The sequence below is a fragment of the Candidatus Poriferisocius sp. genome (assembly GCF_965208355.1).
In the GTDB taxonomy this organism is placed as follows: domain Bacteria; phylum Actinomycetota; class Acidimicrobiia; order Acidimicrobiales; family Bin134; genus Poriferisocius.
In genome coordinates this window covers 3,311,397-3,328,971 of sequence record NZ_CBDBOM010000003.1, presented here as the reverse complement: position 1 = coordinate 3,328,971, position 17,575 = coordinate 3,311,397, and the positions used below count along the sequence as shown (strand labels likewise).

The 17,575-nt window shown below is 67.2% G+C and carries 17 protein-coding genes; 13 read left to right on the top strand and 4 right to left on the bottom strand.

Annotated elements, in window-relative coordinates; genetic code table 11:
- The first annotated feature begins 23 nt into the window (after positions 1-23).
- On the top strand, positions 24-1,709 hold the full coding sequence (locus tag ACOGXH_RS16725) for an N-acyl-D-amino-acid deacylase family protein (RefSeq protein WP_419930222.1): 1,686 nt from the start codon (positions 24-26) through the stop codon (positions 1,707-1,709).
- A gap of 57 nt (positions 1,710-1,766) precedes the next feature.
- Positions 1,767-2,537 (top strand): SDR family NAD(P)-dependent oxidoreductase, encoded by a 771-nt coding sequence (locus tag ACOGXH_RS16720; RefSeq protein ID WP_419930221.1) that lies wholly within the window; start codon positions 1,767-1,769, stop codon positions 2,535-2,537.
- Positions 2,538-2,555: 18 nt separating this feature from the next.
- Here ACOGXH_RS16720 and ACOGXH_RS16715 read toward each other — a convergent pair whose 3' ends face one another.
- The gene (locus tag ACOGXH_RS16715; protein WP_419930220.1) at positions 2,556-2,972 is read right to left on the bottom strand and encodes a Zn-ribbon domain-containing OB-fold protein; all 417 of its coding nucleotides are present in this window, start codon (positions 2,970-2,972) and stop codon (positions 2,556-2,558) included.
- On the bottom strand, positions 2,969-4,117 hold the full coding sequence (locus tag ACOGXH_RS16710; protein ID WP_419930219.1) for a thiolase C-terminal domain-containing protein: 1,149 nt from the start codon (positions 4,115-4,117) through the stop codon (positions 2,969-2,971). The genes ACOGXH_RS16715 and ACOGXH_RS16710 overlap by 4 nt, the downstream gene beginning before the upstream one ends.
- A gap of 80 nt (positions 4,118-4,197) precedes the next feature.
- On the opposite strand from ACOGXH_RS16710, the gene ACOGXH_RS16705 reads away from it, so the two are divergent.
- Positions 4,198-4,755 (top strand): nuclear transport factor 2 family protein, encoded by a 558-nt coding sequence (locus ACOGXH_RS16705; RefSeq protein WP_419930218.1) that lies wholly within the window; start codon positions 4,198-4,200, stop codon positions 4,753-4,755.
- 54 nt (positions 4,756-4,809) lie between these two features.
- The gene (locus tag ACOGXH_RS16700) at positions 4,810-5,379 is read left to right on the top strand and encodes a nuclear transport factor 2 family protein (protein WP_419930217.1); all 570 of its coding nucleotides are present in this window, start codon (positions 4,810-4,812) and stop codon (positions 5,377-5,379) included.
- 3 nt (positions 5,380-5,382) lie between these two features.
- On the opposite strand, the gene ACOGXH_RS16695 is transcribed toward ACOGXH_RS16700, so the two are convergent.
- Positions 5,383-6,042, bottom strand: a complete 660-nt coding sequence (locus ACOGXH_RS16695) for a class II aldolase/adducin family protein (protein ID WP_419930216.1) — start codon at positions 6,040-6,042, stop codon at positions 5,383-5,385.
- On the bottom strand, positions 6,039-7,010 hold the full coding sequence (locus ACOGXH_RS16690; protein WP_419930215.1) for an NAD(P)-dependent oxidoreductase: 972 nt from the start codon (positions 7,008-7,010) through the stop codon (positions 6,039-6,041). Before ACOGXH_RS16690 ends, ACOGXH_RS16695 begins: the two co-directional genes overlap by 4 nt.
- An 18-nt stretch (positions 7,011-7,028) precedes the next feature.
- Here ACOGXH_RS16690 and ACOGXH_RS16685 point away from each other — a divergent pair, with 18 nt between their 5' ends.
- Genes ACOGXH_RS16685 through ACOGXH_RS16645 form a run of 9 tightly spaced genes read left to right on the top strand, consistent with a single transcriptional unit; the run spans position 7,029 to position 17,570 of the window.
- Positions 7,029-8,342, top strand: a complete 1,314-nt coding sequence (locus ACOGXH_RS16685; RefSeq protein ID WP_419930214.1) for a xylulokinase — start codon at positions 7,029-7,031, stop codon at positions 8,340-8,342.
- Between the two features lie 23 nt (positions 8,343-8,365).
- Entirely contained in the window at positions 8,366-9,295 is a 930-nt protein-coding gene (locus tag ACOGXH_RS16680; RefSeq protein ID WP_419930213.1) for an LLM class F420-dependent oxidoreductase, read from the top strand.
- Positions 9,296-10,951 (top strand): class I adenylate-forming enzyme family protein, encoded by a 1,656-nt coding sequence (locus ACOGXH_RS16675; protein ID WP_419930212.1) that lies wholly within the window; start codon positions 9,296-9,298, stop codon positions 10,949-10,951.
- Positions 10,952-10,955: 4 nt separating this feature from the next.
- A complete protein-coding gene (locus tag ACOGXH_RS16670) occupies positions 10,956-12,323 on the top strand; it encodes a class I adenylate-forming enzyme family protein (RefSeq protein WP_419930211.1) in 1,368 nt (455 codons plus the stop codon).
- 10 nt (positions 12,324-12,333) lie between these two features.
- On the top strand, positions 12,334-13,005 hold the full coding sequence (locus tag ACOGXH_RS16665) for a metal-dependent transcriptional regulator (RefSeq protein WP_419930210.1): 672 nt from the start codon (positions 12,334-12,336) through the stop codon (positions 13,003-13,005).
- 10 nt (positions 13,006-13,015) lie between these two features.
- Positions 13,016-14,197, top strand: coding sequence for an acyl-CoA dehydrogenase family protein (locus ACOGXH_RS16660; RefSeq protein WP_419930209.1), 1,182 nt, complete (start codon positions 13,016-13,018; stop codon positions 14,195-14,197).
- 8 nt (positions 14,198-14,205) lie between these two features.
- Complete coding sequence (locus tag ACOGXH_RS16655) at positions 14,206-15,039, top strand: enoyl-CoA hydratase (RefSeq protein WP_419930208.1); 834 nt, start codon at positions 14,206-14,208, stop codon at positions 15,037-15,039.
- A 32-nt stretch (positions 15,040-15,071) separates the two neighbouring features.
- Positions 15,072-16,322, top strand: coding sequence for a CaiB/BaiF CoA transferase family protein (locus ACOGXH_RS16650; RefSeq protein ID WP_419930207.1), 1,251 nt, complete (start codon positions 15,072-15,074; stop codon positions 16,320-16,322).
- A 24-nt stretch (positions 16,323-16,346) separates the two neighbouring features.
- On the top strand, positions 16,347-17,570 hold the full coding sequence (locus ACOGXH_RS16645) for a M24 family metallopeptidase (RefSeq protein WP_419930206.1): 1,224 nt from the start codon (positions 16,347-16,349) through the stop codon (positions 17,568-17,570).
- Positions 17,571-17,575: the final 5 nt, after the last annotated feature.

Here is a 17,575-nt window from a genome sequence, read left to right as displayed (position 1 = left end):
ACGACAGCGGTACTGTCAAGGCTATGGATGGCCTGTTGATCCGCGGTGGAACGGTGGTAGACGGCACCGGCGCGCCCGCCCGTCAAGCTGATGTGCGGGTGCGGGGCCGGACCATCACCGAGGTAGGTCTTGGGCTGGTTCCCGACGGCGAGCAGGAACTGGATGCCACCGGGGCGTTGGTGACCCCCGGCATCATCGAGACCCACACCCATCTCGACGGGGCCATGTGGTGGGATCCCTCCTTTGATCCGCTGCCCAGCTATGGGGTCACCACCACCGTGTTCGGGAACTGCGGTATGTCTATGGCACCGCTAGCCGGTCCCCAGCGCGACGAAGTAGTCGATCTGTTCTGCTTCCTGGAAGACCTGCCGCTCGTCGCCTTCGAGGAGGATGTCCCCTGGACATGGGCCACCTGGCCCGAATACCGGACCGCCCTCGACGGACAGCCCACTGCGGCCAATATCGCTGGCTATGTAGGTCACATCAGCTTGCGCACCTTTGTGATGGGCGACGCCGCCTGGGAGCGCCCCGCCACCGCCGCCGAGCGGGCCGCCATGGCCAAGGCCTTGGACGAGGCGCTGGCCGCCGGTGCCCTCGGGTTGTCCACCAACGGCTTCGACCTCGACCGCACCTTGCGGCTGGTTCCCAGTCGCCATGCCGCCGACGACGAATACGCCGCGCTGTTCGATGTGCTGGCGGCACACCCCGGCACCACCTTCCAGGCCATCACTCGGTTCAACGAGCCCGAGCACAACTTCGACGACGTACAGAGATTCGCCGATCTCGCCCAACCCCGCGGCGTTCGAGGTCAGTGGACGGCCATTCCCGCTATGGCCAACGAGGCCGACTATCGGGCCGACACGCTGGCGTTCGACCGCCGCCTTCGCGACCAAGGAGTGGACTTTTGGCCCACGATGGGCACCCGACCGCTCGACCTATATTTCAACTTTGAGAAGGCGCTGACCTTCCAGCGGGTTCCCGCTTGGAACGACCTGGTCAACGGCCCTCCCGAGAACAAGATGACTCTCTTGGCCGACCCCGCTTGGCGGGATCAGGCCCGATCCGACTGGGACAACCGCAAGAAGTCCCGCCGGGCCCGGGTCGACCACCCCCACACGCTTATCTTTGCCCTGTCAGAAACCGGCGTCGGTCCCCTGGGCATCTCGCTGGCCGACCACGCAGCCAACACCGGCCAGCATGTCTCCGATGCGCTGGCTTCCTGGCTGTTGGACAACGGCATCGGCTCATCGTTGCGAGCGCTGCCCGACGTCCACGATGAGCCTGCACTGGCCGAGGTCATCCGCTCGCCCCACACCCTCACCAACGTGAACGACAGCGGTGCCCACCTCCAACTGTTCTGCGGTGCCGGCCAGAACACCCACCTGCTCACCCACTACCACCGCGACACCGGGCTCTTGACCCTCGAAGAGGCAGTTCACGTCCTCACCGGCCGCACTGCGGGCTTCTTCGGACTGTCCGACAGGGGAGTGGTCGCCCCGGGTAAGGCCGCCGATCTAGCCGTGTTCAGCCTGGACGAGATCTCGCTGGGACCGGAGGTGAAGGTGCGAGACGTCCCCGGCGGGTCGTGGCGGTTCAGCCGGGAGCCGGGCGGCTTTCGAGCCACTATCGCCAACGGGGTGCCTACCTACCGGGATGGCAAGCCTACCGATGCGCTTCCCGGCACGTTGATCGGCCCCCGAGGTGCGTAAAGCCCCGATCTGCACCCTACGATTCGCCTGACTCCAGAAGAGAGCGAGGCAACACCGATGGGACGACTAGAGGGCAGGGTGGCGTGGGTCACAGGAGCGGCTTCGGGTATCGGCCTGGCCTCCGCAGAGCGGTTTGCCGAGGAAGGGGCCGTGGTGATCGGCTCCGACATCGCTGATAGCGACGGCTGGAAGGCGGTGGAAGAATCTGCCCCGGCGTCGAGCTTCCATATCGTTGACGTGCGCGACGCCGACGCCCAAGAGGGGCTGGTGAGCCAGATCATCCACGACCACGGTCGGCTCGACGTGCTGGTCACGGCGGCCGGGGTCGCCGGCGGCGGCCAGGTTCACACCCTCGACGTCGAGGAGTGGGACCGGGTGCAGGACATCAACCTCAAGGGCACCATGCTGTCGTGCCGGGCCGCCCTCAAGCCGATGGTGGAGGCCCGGTCGGGGAGCATCATCACCATCGCCAGCGTGGAAGGCCTCGAGGGGTGCGAAGGGGGTAGCACCTACAACGCCTCCAAGGGCGGGGTGATTCTGCTCACCAAGAACATCGCCAACGACTACGGCCCGGCCAACATCAGGGCCAACGCCATCTGCCCAGGCTTCATCGACACCCCCATGTTCCAGTCGGTCATCCCCCATCTCGGGCCCATCGCCGACAGCATCCGCGATCAGCACAAGCTCAAGCGATGGGGGCTCCCCTCGGAGATCGCCGGAGCCGCTTTCTTCTTGGCCTCCGACGATTCCTCGTTCGTCACCGGCGTCGCCCTGCCCGTCGACGGTGGCTACACCGCCGGCCACGCCCACGGCCTGACCAGCATTTAGCCGCTTCGCTTGGGCAATTCAGGCCGGGCGGAATTTGATGAGGGTGATCTCGTCGGTGGCGTCCTCGAACACCGCTTCCACTTCCAGGCCGCAGGCGATGTCGTCGTTGTCGATACCGACGAGATTTGAGTAGACCATCGGCCCCTCCTCTAACTCCACCAGCACCACGTTGTAGGGGAGTTCCGATTCAAACGACGAAATGTAGGGCTGGCGCATGATCGTGAAGCCCCACACCGTGCCCCGACCCGACGCCTCGGTCCACCCCCGGTCGAACGACAGGCAAAGCGGGCAGGAGGCATAGGGCGGGAACCACACGTGCCCGCAAGCTCGGCATTCCGGCAGCACGAACCGGTGCTTTCGGGCTGCGGCCCAGAACTCCCGATCCTCGTGGGTCACTGTCGGCAACGGCTTGGTGTAGCCGCCCCCGTCGCTCACAGCAGCCCGTCCCGGCACAACAGCGACGCCCCCGGCAAGGCCGACAGGCACCAGTACAGCGACCAGTCGCAGTCGGGAACCTGACGCTCGCCGGCCTGGCCCCGCAGTTGGCGCACCGCCTCGGCGTGCTGGTTCCACCCTTGGAGGTACGACTCGCTCAGCATCCCCCCGCTGGTGTTCACCGGCAGCTCCCCGCCCAACGCGATGCGGCCGTTCTGCACCCACTCCAACCCTTCGCCCCGAGGGGCGAAGCCGAATCCCTCCAGCCCCCACAGCACCGACACGCTGAAGTTGTCGTACACCTGGAGGCAGTCGATGTCGTCAGTGGTCACCCCCAGCGGGTCGAACAGGTCGGCCTTCATCGATCGGCAGGCCTCGTCCCAGAACCCCAGGTCCACGTACCACTCCCGGAAGTTGGCCCGGCCTGCGGTACCGGCGATCAGCACCGGGGGATGAGCCAGATCCCTAGCCCGCTCCGCGGTGGTCACCACATAGGCCACCGCCCCGTCGTTGATCAGGCAGTAGTCGAACAGGCGCAATGGCTGGGCGATGTACCGGGCTGCCAGGTAGTCGTCGATGGTCATCTCGGCCTGCATGATGGCCCCTGGAGTCATCCGAGCATGGGAGCGGATGGCCACCGGTATGGCCCCCAGCTGCTCCTCAGTGCCGCCGTATTCCGCCTGGTAGCGGGTGAAGGCCAGCGAGTACTGCGCCCCCGGCGAGGCCATCCCGTAGATGGTGTCGTACAGCAGCCCTTGGCCCTGGGCCCCGAACTTGACGCCCTGAGAGCGGAACGCCACCGAGTTGAACAGCACCACGTAGTCCGCCAATCCGTGGTGTACGGCGGTGGCGGCGTGCATCAGCGCTGTGGCGCACATGCGACCGGCTATCGGGTAGTCCACCACAAAGCGCACATCGGTGAGCCCGGTGCGGTAGGCCACCGGTTCATAGTGGGGCAGCCCCCCGGTGATGAGCCCGTCGATCTGCGACTTCTCCAACCCGGCGTCAGCGATAGCCGCGGCGATGGCCTTGGTGGCCAGCGCCTCTCCGGTCCGCTCCGGATCGGTCGTGCGATACAACCGCGCAAAGTCGCTGCTGCCGATGCCGACGATGGCCGTCTTCCCGGCAAACTTCCGATCGCTCATCGGCTAGGCACACTAATGGTCGGCAGTGTCGGAGCCGTTGCCCAACCCCTATCGTCAGGACTCGAGCAAGGACGGTCCCGATGAAGATCAATCCCGACAACTCGTGGCGGCTAGTGGCCGAGCGGCTGGAAGTCGAAACCGATCTCCGGCGGCGCCATGTTCTCGAACTGGTGCTTGACCATATGAAGCGGGAGCTCCGCCTCGACATCGAAGGGGTTATCGAGACCCTCAGCGACAAGCCCCAATACAAGATCTGGCCCCACGCCGACGATCCTGTGGCCAGCCCCGGCGGCTCCAGAGACGCCATCCGCGACCTCTACGACCGTGCCCTGGTGCAGACCGGTGCCCACCGCTGGGAGCTGGAACTCGACCGGGTAATCGTCGACGACCACGCCGTGTTCACCGAAGGGGTCATGCGCATGGCCTACCCCGGTCGCACGCTTGAGGCCATGGGCATCGCCGTGCCCGACGCCGAGTCCTACTACCTGTCCCAAGTCCGCATGGGCATCGTGTGGCCCATCGACCCTGACGACCCCGAGGCCCGGCTGTCGGGCGAAGAGGTTTACGCCGAGGGCGATCGCTTCGAGGGCATCGCCGACCGGCCCATCAGCCTCGACGAGATCGCTCCCTTGGAGTAGGCCGAGGCTTGACCGTTAGCCTCTACGTCGAAGCCAAAGTGAAAGGCGAGACCGATGAAGATGAATCCCAACAAGACGTGGCGGTTGGTGGAAGAGCGGCTGGAGGCCGAGACCGACCCTCGTCGGCGCCATGTTCTGGGGCTGGTGCTGGATCACATGAAGTGCGAGGCCCAGGCCGACATCGAGGGCGTGGTGGCCACCCTCAGCGAAAAGCCCCAGTACATCATCTGGTCGAACCCCGATGATCCCATCGCCAGCCCTGGCGGTGACCGCGACGCCATTCGAGGCTTCTATGACCGCAGCATCGTGCAGACCGGCGCCCACCGCCTGGAGTTCGACTGCGACCGGGTCATCGTCGATGATGACGCCGTGTTCACCGAAGGGATGATGAGCATGGCCTACCCCGGCCGCACGCTTCAGGCCATGGGCATAAGCGTTCCCGACGTGGACTCGTACTACCTCGCCCAGTCCCGCATGGGCATCGTGTGGCCGGTCGACCTCGACGATCCCGAGGCCCGCCTCCGGGGTGAAGAGGTCTACTCGGCCAACGACGCCTTCGAAGGCGTCGCCGACCGGCCCATCAGCCTCGAAGAAATCGTCCCCCTGGAGCTCGCCGCCGTCTGAGCGCTACGAGGCCGACCAGGTTTCGCTGCGGAGGTAGGTGTAGACGCCTTCGAAGTCGGAGCGGGCTTTGTCGGGCAAGTCCACGACGTCACCGAGGCGGCTGGCGCCCCACACGATGCGGGCGGTGTGCTCGGCCACCAGGGCGGCGTGCAGGGCGTGGTCGGGCGACTCGCCGATGCACAGCATCCCGTGGTTGGCCATCAGCACCGCTGAGCGGTCGGCCAGGTGGCGCACCACCTCTTCGCCTAACTCCTCGGAGCCGGTGGTCCGATAGTCGGTCACCGCCACATCTCCGCCCAGATACACGATGACCTCCTCGATCACCGCAGGGATGCTCTGGTGGGCCACCGCGAACATCGAGGCGTGAATCGGGTGGCAGTGCACCACCCCGCCTACCTCGGGGAAGGCCCGATAGCAGGCCAGGTGCATGGCCTTCTCGGTGGACGGCCGCGACGTGCCCTCCAACAGGTTCCCGTCCAGGTCCACCGCGGCCAGGTTGTCGATGCTCACCTGGTCGTAGGGCAGCGACGACGGCGTCAGCCAGATCATGCCGTCGTCGGCCCGTCCCGACACGTTTCCCGCGGTGCCCACCACCAGCCCCGCGTTGTCCATGGCCTGAGCTGCCGCCACCACTTGGGCTCGAATGTCGGCGTTGTCGGTCATCGCCATACCTCCGGGTTGGCCAGGCGGTGGGGGCGCTCGCCGGCCAGCAGCCGGCAGATGTCCTCCACCACCATGTCAGTCTGGTTGACCTCGGTGTCGTAGGTTGCGCCGCCGATGTGCGGCGTCAGCACCACGTTGTCGAGCTTGGTCAGCGGATGGTCGGGCGGGAGGATCTCCCCCTGCACATGGTCGAGGCCCGCGCCCCCCAAATGTCCCGAGGCCAAGGCCTCGACCAAAGCGTCGGTGTCGTGCAGTGCAGCCCGGGCGGTGTTCAGGTAAATGGTTCCCGGCCGCATGGCCGCGAACTGCTCAGCGCCGATCATCCCCGCTGTCTCCGGTATGGCTGGAGCATGCATCGACACCACGTCGGCGGTCGCCAGCAGCTCGTCCAGGTCGGAGTCGGCGTCGGGCTGATAGGGGTCGTAGGCGATCACCTTCATCCCCAAGCCCTCGAAGCGCCATTTGGCCGCTCGTCCGACCGCGCCCAGCCCCACCAACCCCACTGTGCGGCCCGCCACCTGCCAGGCCCGATAACGCTGGTAGGGGATGGTCTCGGCAAACACCGTGCCCGCCCGCATGTCCCGGTCGCCCATAATCAGATGGCGGTTGACAGCAAGCATCAGCGCCACCGCCATCTCGGCCACCCCGTCGGCGTTGCGCCCTGGGGCGTGCAGCACCGGTATGCCCGCCGCGGTGGCCTCGTCCACATCCACGTTGGTGGGGTCACCCCGGGTGGAGGCCACCACCCGCAGCGGCTGCTCGAACACTGGTCCCCGACACTCGTCGGCCTCGGACACCAGAAGATCGGCTGACACCTCCGCCAATCGGGCGGCCAAGTCGTCGGCGCTGTACAGCCGGATGGGCTGGTATTCGATCCAAGGATCGAATACCACGTCGGCCGCATCCCGCAGCCGGTCCAAGCCCGGTCCCCTCAGCGGGGCAGTGACCAGCGCTCTCGGTTTGCTCACGCCACAAGCGTAGGGTTGATGGCTGTGGATGAGGCAGTCCAGGTGACGGTGGGCATCGACATCGGCACCACTTCGGTGAAGGCGGTAGCCGTGGACGCCGACGGCGGTGTGCGCGCCCGCACCCGCATCCCTCACGCTGTGAATGCCCCCTCTCCCGCGGTGCTCGAACACGATGCCACCGCGGTGTGGGGCACCAGTGTGGTCGAGGCCTGCGACGCCGTTTCGGCCGGGAACCGAGTGGCGGGCATCGGCCTGGCCGCCATGGTCCCGTCGCTAGCTGCGGTCGACGTCGACGGGAAAGCGATCTCACCGGGCATCCTGTACGGCGACCACCGGGGCCATCATCCCGACGGCGAGTTTGTCGGGTTCCTGCGGTCATTGGAGCAGGCCGTGCCCGACGCCCACGCCTACTGGCCCGCCCAGGGGGTGGCCAGCCAGGCCCTCTGCGGCGTCGCCGCCATCGACGCGATCACCGCTATGACCTGCCTGCCCGTCTTCGGTGCCGACGGCTGGGACGCCCAATGGTGCGATCCCGCGAAACTTCCCCAACTGGCCATGGACTCCGCCCCCGTCGGGCACCGGGAAGATATCCCAGTTGCTGCGGGCACGGTGGATGCGCTGGCCGAGCAACTCGTTGCCGGAGCCGACTCTCCCGGTGACGTGCTGGTGATCTGCGGCACCACCCTCATTACTTGGGCGGTGTGCGAGGGGTGGCCCGAAGCCAAGGGGCTTTGGACCATCCCCCATCTCCAACCCGGCCTGTCCGCCATCGGCGGGCCGAGCAACGCTGGCGGCCTATTCCTGGAGCGGATCCGAACCCTCACCGGCGACCCGGTCGCCGAGCCGTCCCACCCTGACCGCCTGCCGCTGTGGGTGCCCTATATCCGGGGCGAGCGCACCCCCCTCCACGACCCCAATCTGCGGGCTGCGCTAGTCGGCCTCGACGTCGGCCACGGCCCCTCCGATGTGCTGGCCGCGGCCTACGAGGCCGCCGGATTCGTCGTCCGCCACCATCTGGAGGTGGCCAGCGCAACTCCCGAGCGCATCGTGGCCGTCGGCGGAGGAACCCACGTTGAACGCTGGATGCAAGCCCTAGCCGACGCCACCAGCTTGCCGGTAGACGTCACCGCCGTACCCGAAGGGGCAGCGAGGGGAGCGGCATGGATGGCCCGGGTCACCGCTGGGTTGGAAGCCAGCGACCTGGCCGACGCCCGTCGCTGGGCCCGCACCGGCCATCGGGTCGAGCCCCGATCCGAATGGGCCGAAGCCTGCGACCGCCGTTATCCCCAATGGCGTGCCGCTTGCGATCAGGAGAGCGAGGCTGCACAGTAGAGCGCGCACAAAAGAGGAGATCCATGAAGTTCGCAGTGACGTTTCCGATGGTGGCCCACCCGTGGGACCAGAAGCTGATCACCAAGCAGGGCGTGGTGGATTTCGCCCGCACCGCCGAGGAGTCCGGATTCGACGGACTGGGCTTCACCGATCATCCCGCTCCCACTGACCGCTGGCTCAATGCCGGCGGCCACGACGCGGTGGATCCGTTCGCCGCCCTGGCCTTCTGCGCCGCCATCACCGACCGCATCAAGCTCATACCCAACATTGTGGTGGTGCCCTATCGGAACCCGTTCATCATGGCCAAGGCCATCGCCACCATCGACGCCTTCTCCGGCGGTCGGTTCATCTTCGCCACCGGCTCCGGCTACCTCAAGGGCGAGTTCAAGGCCCTCGGCGTGGACTTCAACAACCGCAACCAGATCTTCGACGAGGCCCTCGAAGCAATGATCGGCATCTGGACCACCGACGATTTCGCCTACGAGGGCAGCAATTTCACCGCCCTGGGCCAAACCGCCAACCCCAAGCCGGTCCAGAAACCCCATCCCCCCATCTGGATCGGCGGCAATTCCAAGCGAGCCCGCCGCCGGGTGGCCACCGTGGCCAACGGGTGGACCCCGTTTCCCGCCCCCCGAGTGTTGGCCACCACCGCCAGGACCCCGCCGCTGGAGACCCTGGACGACTTGGCGGCCCTGCTCGACGAGCTGTGGACCTACGTGGACGAGGCCGGCCGCGATCCGGCCGACATCGACATCAGCTATCTGAACCACGTCGGCGGCCGACCGGCCGACGCCGACTTCGATGCCGACGCCCACATTGCCGGGCTGGCCGATCTGGAAGCGCTGGGGGTGACGTGGATCACCGTCAACCTCCCCGGCGACGACATCGAAGCCACCCTCGACACCATGCGCCGCTACGGCGAAACGGTCATCGCTCCTTCGCGAGCCTCGTAGATGCCAAACACCGCCAAGCCAGGCCCCGGCACCCAACCGGTCGACTTCCCCCCATACGAGCCGACCATCCCCCAGATGATCCGGGCGTTCACCGACGCCTTCGGGCAACGGGAGTTCGCCGTGCTCGACGACCAGCGGATGACCTACGCCGACGCCGACACCGCCTCCGCGGCGATAGCCAAGGGTCTGCTGGCTATCGGAGTCGGCAAGGGCACCCGGGTGGGACTGCTTGCTCCCAACAGCCCCAACTGGATCGCGGCCTGGCTGGCCATTGGACGCATAGGCGCCCTCGGGGTTCTGCTTAATACCTATTACAAGCCACGAGAACTCGACTGGGTACTGCGCCACGCCGACGTCCAGGTACTGCTCAGCGTTTCCCGCCATCTCAACCACGACTACCTGGCCCGCCTCGAGGAGATCGCCGCCCCCGGTGATGACCCGGTGATCCAAGCCCCGTCGCACCCGTTCCTGCGCTCGGTGTGGGTCTGGGGGCGGTCCGACCGGCCTTGGGCCGGTTCGATCGACGACCTGCGAGCGGCAGGAGAGGCCGTCAGCGACGATCTGCTGGCTGCGGCGGAGGCCGAGGTGGTCCCCGCCGACGAGTTCGCCATGATCTACACCTCGGGAAGCACGGCCGCGCCCAAGGGAGCGGTCCATACCCAGGGTGCGGTCGTTCGCCACGCCTACAACCTGTGGCCGTTCCGGGATCTGGTGGCCGACGACCGCATTTACACGCCCATGCCCCTCTTCTGGGTGGGGGGCATGTCGTTCATGCTGGTGGCGGTAATCCATGCCGGTGCCTGCATGGTGTTCGAGGAGCGGTTCGAGCCTGGAGAAACTCTGGCTCTCATCGAGCGGGAGAGGGTAACCACGGTCTCAGGTTGGCCCCACATGGCCAAGCTGCTCACCGAGCACCCCGACTTTGCCAAACGCGACTTGTCGTCGGTCCGCGGCGGCAGCCTCTATGCCCTCCTGCCTCCCGAAGAGCAGATCGAGGATCCCGAGCTGCGGGTCAACTCACTGGGCATGACCGAGACGCTCGGACCCCACACTCTGGGCGTGATGGGAGACGAATTGCCCGAAGAGAAGCGGGGATCCTTCGGATGGTCGGTGCCCGGGGTCGAGCACAAGATCGTCGATCCGGTGACCGGCCTCGAATGCCCCACTGGCCAGCGGGGCGAGGTGTGGATGCGGGGCTATTCCCTGATGGTCGGCCTATACAAGGTGGAGCGAGCCGATGCCTTCACCCCCGATGGCTGGTACCGCACCGGCGACAGCGGCTACTTCGACGACGACGGCCACTTCTACTTCACCGGCCGTATGGGCGATCTCATCAAGTCGTCGGGCATGAACATCGCTCCCCGAGAAATCGAGCTGGTGCTGGAGGAACTCGACGAGGTCTTGAACGCCTTTGTGTGCGGTGTTCCCCATCCCGACCGGCTCGAAGACGTGGCTGCCGCGGTGGTCGTGCGGCCGGAACAGCCGCTCACCGCAGAAGAGCTCAGGGCTTACACCGCCGATCGGGTGGCGTCCTACAAAGTTCCCCGCCACGTCGCCGTGTTCAACACCCCCGACGAGCTGCCTTGGCTCGATTCGGGCAAGATCGACCTGATGGGTGTGAAGCGGCTTCTCAGCGAGCGCTTCGCCGACCACTGAGGCGATGATCCACGAGCTGCTCACCGTCGTACCCCCGCGGGACGACTTCATCGTGGCCGGCGATCGACGCCTTTCTACCGAGGAAGTGGTCGCCTGGTCGGCCGAGGCCGCCGCCACTCTGGAACCAGGCCAGCCCACCGCCTTCCAGCTGCCCACCGGCCTAGAGGGGGTGGTGGCCTATCGGGCCTGTTGGCAGGCCGGAGCGGTGCCGGTCCCGCTGCTCCACGCCGACGGGGGCCGCCAAAAGGAGCATGCCTTCAGCCTCTTGGGCATCGACCGTCTATTCGACCCCGCTTCCATTCACCCCTCGGGCGATGCGTCCCGCCGCCCGCTGGTCCAGGTCAACCCTGACGACCGGGCCCTTATCATGTTCACCTCCGGATCGTCAGGCGTGCCCAAAGGAGTGGTCCACACCCAGGCGACCATCTGCTACAAGGTGCGCCAGTACATCCACATCAGCGGCCTCACTGCTGACGACACCGTGCTGTTTCCCGCCTCCCTGGCCCATGTGGCCGGCCTCCTGCACGGAGTGCTCATCCCCGGCGCGATCCCCATGAAAACCGTGCTCATGGCCCGCTGGGATCCCGGCGAAGCCCTGCGGCTCATCGAACAAGAGCAGGCCACCTACATGATCGGCCCGCCCACCTTCTTCAACGACCTCATGGGCCACCCCGACTTCAGCCCCAGCCGGACCGCCTCCATCCGCTTCCTCTCCATCGGCGGTTCCAGCGTGACCCCCGCGTTCGTGCACCGGGCCCGAGATGCCTTCGGTTGCATTGTCAAGCGGGCCTACGGCTCCACCGAGGCCCCCACCATCACCACCTGCACCAACGACGACGATCCCGAGTACATGGCCAACACCGACGGCCGCCCGTTCTCACCCACCCAGATCAGGGTCGACGAGCACGGCGAGATCCAGGTCCACGGCCCCGAGGTGACCGTTGGCTATCTCGATCCCGCCCACACCGCGGCCGCCTTTACCGAAGACGGCTGGTTCCGCACCGGCGACCTAGGCCACATCGATGAAGAAGGCTGGCTCACCGTGATTGGACGACTGGGCCACAAGATCATCCGGGGAGGGGAGAACATCGATGCCATCGAGGTGGAGGCCATCCTCGAATCCCATCCCGCGGTGAGCCAGGCGGTGGCGCTGGGGGAGCCCGACGATCGCCTCGGCGAGCGGGTGGCCGCCTTCGTGGTGGTCGACGGTTCCTTCGACCTGGATGAATGCCTCCGCTGGTTCGCCGAGTCCGGGGCCGCCCGCTTCATGACCCCGGAACGGCTGATCCCGATCCACGACATGCCCACCATGCCCTCGGGAAAGCCCGACCGGTCGGAGTTGGCCCGGCTGTTGCAAGAATCCACTCGATAAACTGCCAGTCGTGGCTCACTACGTGACCCCCGAGTGGCATCCGGCCTTTGAAGAATACTGCGAGACCATCTTCGAGCTGGCCGAAGACGATGTCGACGTGATCCAGGCACGGGTGGCCGAGCGCCTCGAGGTGTCCCGCCCGGCGGTGTCCGAGATGATCCACCGGATGCAGGCCGAGGGCTTGGTCACCCTCAAGGGCCGCTCCATCGAGCTGTCCCCCGACGGGATGGATCTAGCCGAGCGGGTGGTGCGCCGCCACCGTCTGGCCGAGGTGTTCCTCACCCAGGTTCTGGGCCTGTCGTGGGCCGACGCCCATGCCGAGGCTGGCAAGTGGGAGCACGTCATCTCGCCTCTGGTGGAGCAGGCCATGATGCGGGTGCTCGACGACCCCACAACCTGCCCCCACGGAAACCCCATCCCCGGGTCTGCCTACCAGGCTCCCCCAACGCAGGCATTGGCCGAAGTCGGAGTGGGCCAGCGCTTCGTGGTCACCCGCATCACCGAGGAGCTGGAGTTCACCGAGGGGCTGCTCGACTTCCTGGAGGGCTCATCGGTGATCCCCGGTGCACAGGGGATCATCACCGCTTCCTCGCCCGACGGCACCACCACCGTGGAGATCGACGGCAACCACGTCGGCATCGGCGGCTTCGCCAGCGAGCGCATCTTCGTCACCGCCGCCTAGTCGGGCGCCAGTGGACCTAGCCCCCACACCGGAGCAAGAGGCGTTCCGACACGAGTGCCGCCAGTGGCTCCAGGAGAACCTGCCCTGGGAGTACGGCCAAGGGCTGCCCCCGCTATTCGACGATCTGGCTGAAGAGGTCGCCTACCTCCGAAAGTGGCAGGCCGCTCTGGCCGAAGCTCGCTTCGTCGGCGTCTCCTGGCCGGCCGAATTCGGCGGCCGGGGCGCCGGTCCTCTGCACCACTACATCGTCCAGGAGGAGCTGGCCCGAGCCCGGGCCCCCGAGCTGGTGGGCCGCTTGGGCGTGAACCTGATCGGCCCCACCATCCTGGCCCACGGCACCGCCGAGCAGAAGCAGCGCTGGCTCCCCTCGATCCTCCCCGCCGAGCAGCTCTTCTGCCAGCTGTTCAGCGAACCCGACGCCGGCAGCGACCTGGCCTCGCTGTCTACCCAGGCCACCCCCGCCGACGGCGGTTGGCGGCTCAGCGGCCAGAAGGTGTGGACCTCCTACGCCCAGTTCGCCGACTGGGGCTTGTGCCTGGCCCGCTCCCACCCCGATGAGCCCAAGCACCGCGGTATCACCGCCTTCATGGTCGACATGCACGCCCCCGGCGTCGACATCCACCCCCTGCGCCAGATGACCGACGAGTCCGACTTCAACGAGGTCTTCCTCAACGACGTGTTCGTGGCCCACGACCAGGTGATCGGCGAGCCGGGCAACGGCTGGCGAGTATCGCAGTCCACCCTCAGCGTGGAGCGGGGCACCAACCCCCGCCAGCTCGTCATCCATCTCCAGCTCCTCGAGGAGCTCTTCCGCCTGGCCGCCGAGACCGGCCGCAACCAAGACCCCGTGATCCGCCAGGCCCTGGCCCGCTCCTACACCGAGGTCCGCCTCTTCCAGCTCCAGAATTGGCGGGTGCTGTCCCGGCTGGCCCACGGCCGCGACCACGGCCCGGAGTCGGCCACCGCCAAGCTCTTCTGGAGCGAGATGAGCCAGCGCCTGCACCGCACCGCCATGGATGTGCTGGGCGCCGCCGGCCCCCTGTGGCGGGGCGACCCCCACAACCCCGGCGAGGGCCGCTGGCAGCGATCCTGGCTGTACTATCAAGCTGCGACGATCTTCGCCGGAACCAACGAAATCCAGCGCAACATCATCGGGGAAAGAACCCTCGGCCTACCGAGAGAACCCCGTTAGGAGCACCCATGAGCACCGATTTCGACACCATCGAATACAGGGTCGACGAGGCGGTGGCAACCATCACCTTGAATCGGCCTGATGTGGCCAACGCCCAAGACACCCAGCTCCTCGACGAGCTCGACGCCGCCTTCGACCTGGCCGAGGCCGACGACGAGGTGCGGGTGGTGGTCATGGCCGCCAACGGCCGCCACTTCTCCGCGGGCCACGATCTCAAAGCCCTGGTGGGCGACGTGGAGCCTGACAAGTGGAGGCAGATGCGGGCCACCCCGGAGGGCAAGTTCCACCACGAGAAGACCATGTACTTCGACCGCTGCCTGCGTATCCGGGATTTCCCCAAGCCCACCATCGCCGCCGTCCACGGCAAATGCATCGCCGCCGGCGTGATGCTGGCCTGCATGTGCGATCTGATCGTGGCCTCCGACGACGCCTCCTTCCAAAACCCGGTGCTGCGCATGACCGGCGCCGCGGTGGAGATCCTCATCGAGCCGTGGGAGATGCCGCCCCGCAAGGCCAAGGAGTTCCTGCTCACCGCCCAGACCATCTCCGCGGCCGACGCCGAGCGCCTGGGCATGGTCAACCGGGTGGTGCCCCGCGACGATCTGGCCGCAACTACCAAAGAGATGGCCGAGGCCATCGCCTTGGTACCCCCGGCCACCGCCGCGGTGGTGAAGCGGTCCATCAACAAGACGCTGGAGTTCATGGGCCAGAGGGATTCCTGGGACTACCACTTCATGGCCCATCACTGGATGCACAACACCGACACCGCGCTGGGGGCACTGGAGCGGCGCATGCAGAAGTCGTCGATGAAGGAAGTCTTCGCCGAGCACCGGGATGACTAAAGCGCCCGCAGGCCCAATGAACGAGCACCGGGATGCGTAGACCGCTGGCCGGGCTGCGGGTACTCGACGTGGGCACCCGGATTGCCGCCCCGTTCTGTGCCGGCATCCTCGGCGAGCAAGGCGCCGAGGTCATCAAGATCGAACAGCCCGGCACCGGCGATCCCCTGCGCACCCTCGGCCCCTACGCCAACCCCGGCCTTGAGCCAGAGAAGAGAGAGCCAGAGGAGGGGGAGCCAGGGGAGGGGAGCGACCATCCCTATTCGCTGTACTGGGCGGTGGAGGGCCGGGGCCGAAAATCGGTCACCCTCGACCTGCGCCAATCCCGGGGCCAGGAGCTGTTTCGCCAGCTGGCCGCCCAGGCCGACGTGCTGTGCGAGAACTTCCGCCCCGGCACCCTGGAGCGCTGGAACATCCACCCCGAGGTGTTGCCTCGCCGCCTGGTCACCGTGCGCATTAGCGGATACGGCCAGGACGGCCCCAAGTCGCTGCTCCCCGGCCTCGACCGCAACGGCGTGGCCTACGGCGGGCTGCTTCACCTCACCGGTGAGTCCGACCGTACCCCTGTCCGACCCGGCGTCACTGTTGCCGACTACCTCACCGGGGTGTTCGCCGCGCAGGCTGCCACCGCCCTGTTGTATGACCGGGACATCGGCGGTAGCGGGGAGGGTGGGGTGATCGACGCCTACCTGTACGGCTCGGTGTTGCGGATCATGGAGTGGACCCACGCCGCCTACCACCACCTCGGCCTAGTGCGAAACCGCAGCGGTAACCAGGCCGACCACTCGGCGCCGATCAACAACTACCCCAGCCGCGACGGCCGCTGGGTGTGCATCACCGCGGCCACCCAGGCCAATTTCACCCGCTTATGCACTGCCATGGACCGACCCGAGCTGATAGAGGATCCCAAATTCGCCACCGCCAGCGCCCGAGTCGCCAACGGCGGCGAGATCAACCAGATCGTGAGCGACTGGACCACCGGGCTCGAAGCCGCCGACATCGAGGCCCGCTGTGTGGCCCACGATGTGCCAGCGGCCACCGCCTACGACGCCGCCGACATCGCCGCTGACTCCCACGTCATCGCACGCGGCGACCTTGTCGCCATCGACGACCCGGTAATCGGCCTACTCAACCAGCAAGCTCCCTACCCCCGCTTCGACGGCCAACCCCCGCCCGTCCCCGCCGGTGCCCCCCGTCTCGGCCAGCACACCGACGAAGTACTCACCGAGCTGTGCAACCTCACTGCCGACGAGTTGGCCTCCCTGCGAGCCGACGGCATCACCTAATCGGCATCGCCATAAGCTCAGCCCATGCCCAACGCCCACGCCGCTCCGGTTCTTGAGCTTGACGTAGAGCGGCTGCGGCGGGATCGCTACGCCAAGCTGCAATTCCAGATGGCCGTCGACGGGCTCGACGCCTTGGTGCTGCTCCACGCACCCCATGTGGCCTACGCCACCGACTGCCTTCCCAAGGGCATCGACGCCACCCACGCCTCGGCCAACCGCCCGGTGGCCGTGGTCCTCGCCGACCACCCCCAGCCCCATTTGCTGGGCGGCGATCCCGATGGCCTCGACGTCGATCCCCATCCGGCGGTATGGCCCGATATCGACGAAGGTGCCGCCGACCTCGGTGCCCAACTCGATGCCCTACTCGGCCAACACGCCCGCGGCGGACGCGTCGGTATCGATCTGATGACTGGGGCCATGCGTCGCACCGGCGTGCTTTCGGCCGCCCAGATCACCGACGCGTCTAACACCATGGGAGCGGTCAAACTCCGCAAGACTGTCGACGAGCTGGCCTGCATCCACCAGGCCCAAGTCCGCACCAGCCGGGCTATGGCCTCGGTGCAGGAGGCCCTGGCCCCCGGCGTGCGCCGCAGTGAGCTGGCCGCCGTGTTCCTCCGCCGCCTCCGAGAAGAGGGCATCGACGCCAACATGATCGACGTCATCTTCCAGCCCATGGCCCGGCGCATGGCCGACGGCCCCCGCACCACCACCGGGCATCTGGCCTTCCCCACCTGGTCGGGCGATCCCGTCTACGCCGAGGGCGACCTCATCTGGGTGGACGCCGGCAGCGACTACCACGGCTACGCCTCCGACTTCGGCCGCACCTGGACGGTCGGCCGCCCGCCCACCCCCGCCGAGCAGCGCTGCTTCGAGCGGTGGCTGGCGGTCATGGACGCCACTTACGACGCCATCGCCCCCGGCGTCACCTTCGCCGAGGTGTGCGCCGCCGCCACCGCGGCCGATGCCGCCCACCAGCCCGACGGCGAGCGCCCGTGGATGCCCCACTTCTACCTCGTTCACGGGGTGGGCATCGAGAGCGCCGAGATGCCCTTTTTGGGCACCGACAACGGCCCCGAATTCGACGCCGCCAACACCCTGCAACCCGGCATGGTGTTGGTGCTGGAGCCCGCCATCTGGGAAGACGGCACCGGGGGCTACCGGTCCGAGGAGATCGTGGCCGTCACCGAGGACGGCTGGATCCCGCTGGGCGGCGGCCACCCCTACGACCCCTTCGAGGTGCCGCGATGACCCAT

Excerpts from the sequence above, each read along its gene's own strand:
- ACOGXH_RS16725 (WP_419930222.1), top strand. The coding sequence starts at position 24 with ATGGATGGCCTGTTGATCCGCGGTGGAACGGTGGTAGACGGCACCGGC.
- ACOGXH_RS16720 (WP_419930221.1), top strand. The coding sequence starts at position 1,767 with ATGGGACGACTAGAGGGCAGGGTGGCGTGGGTCACAGGAGCGGCTTCG.
- ACOGXH_RS16710 (WP_419930219.1), bottom strand. The coding sequence starts at position 4,117 with ATGAGCGATCGGAAGTTTGCCGGGAAGACGGCCATCGTCGGCATCGGC.
- ACOGXH_RS16705 (WP_419930218.1), top strand. The coding sequence starts at position 4,198 with ATGAAGATCAATCCCGACAACTCGTGGCGGCTAGTGGCCGAGCGGCTG.
- ACOGXH_RS16700 (WP_419930217.1), top strand. The coding sequence starts at position 4,810 with ATGAAGATGAATCCCAACAAGACGTGGCGGTTGGTGGAAGAGCGGCTG.
- ACOGXH_RS16695 (WP_419930216.1), bottom strand. The coding sequence starts at position 6,042 with ATGACCGACAACGCCGACATTCGAGCCCAAGTGGTGGCGGCAGCTCAG.
- ACOGXH_RS16685 (WP_419930214.1), top strand. The coding sequence starts at position 7,029 with ATGGCTGTGGATGAGGCAGTCCAGGTGACGGTGGGCATCGACATCGGC.
- ACOGXH_RS16680 (WP_419930213.1), top strand. The coding sequence starts at position 8,366 with ATGAAGTTCGCAGTGACGTTTCCGATGGTGGCCCACCCGTGGGACCAG.
- ACOGXH_RS16675 (WP_419930212.1), top strand. The coding sequence starts at position 9,296 with ATGCCAAACACCGCCAAGCCAGGCCCCGGCACCCAACCGGTCGACTTC.
- ACOGXH_RS16670 (WP_419930211.1), top strand. The coding sequence starts at position 10,956 with ATGATCCACGAGCTGCTCACCGTCGTACCCCCGCGGGACGACTTCATC.
- ACOGXH_RS16655 (WP_419930208.1), top strand. The coding sequence starts at position 14,206 with ATGAGCACCGATTTCGACACCATCGAATACAGGGTCGACGAGGCGGTG.
- ACOGXH_RS16650 (WP_419930207.1), top strand. The coding sequence starts at position 15,072 with ATGCGTAGACCGCTGGCCGGGCTGCGGGTACTCGACGTGGGCACCCGG.
- ACOGXH_RS16645 (WP_419930206.1), top strand. The coding sequence starts at position 16,347 with ATGCCCAACGCCCACGCCGCTCCGGTTCTTGAGCTTGACGTAGAGCGG.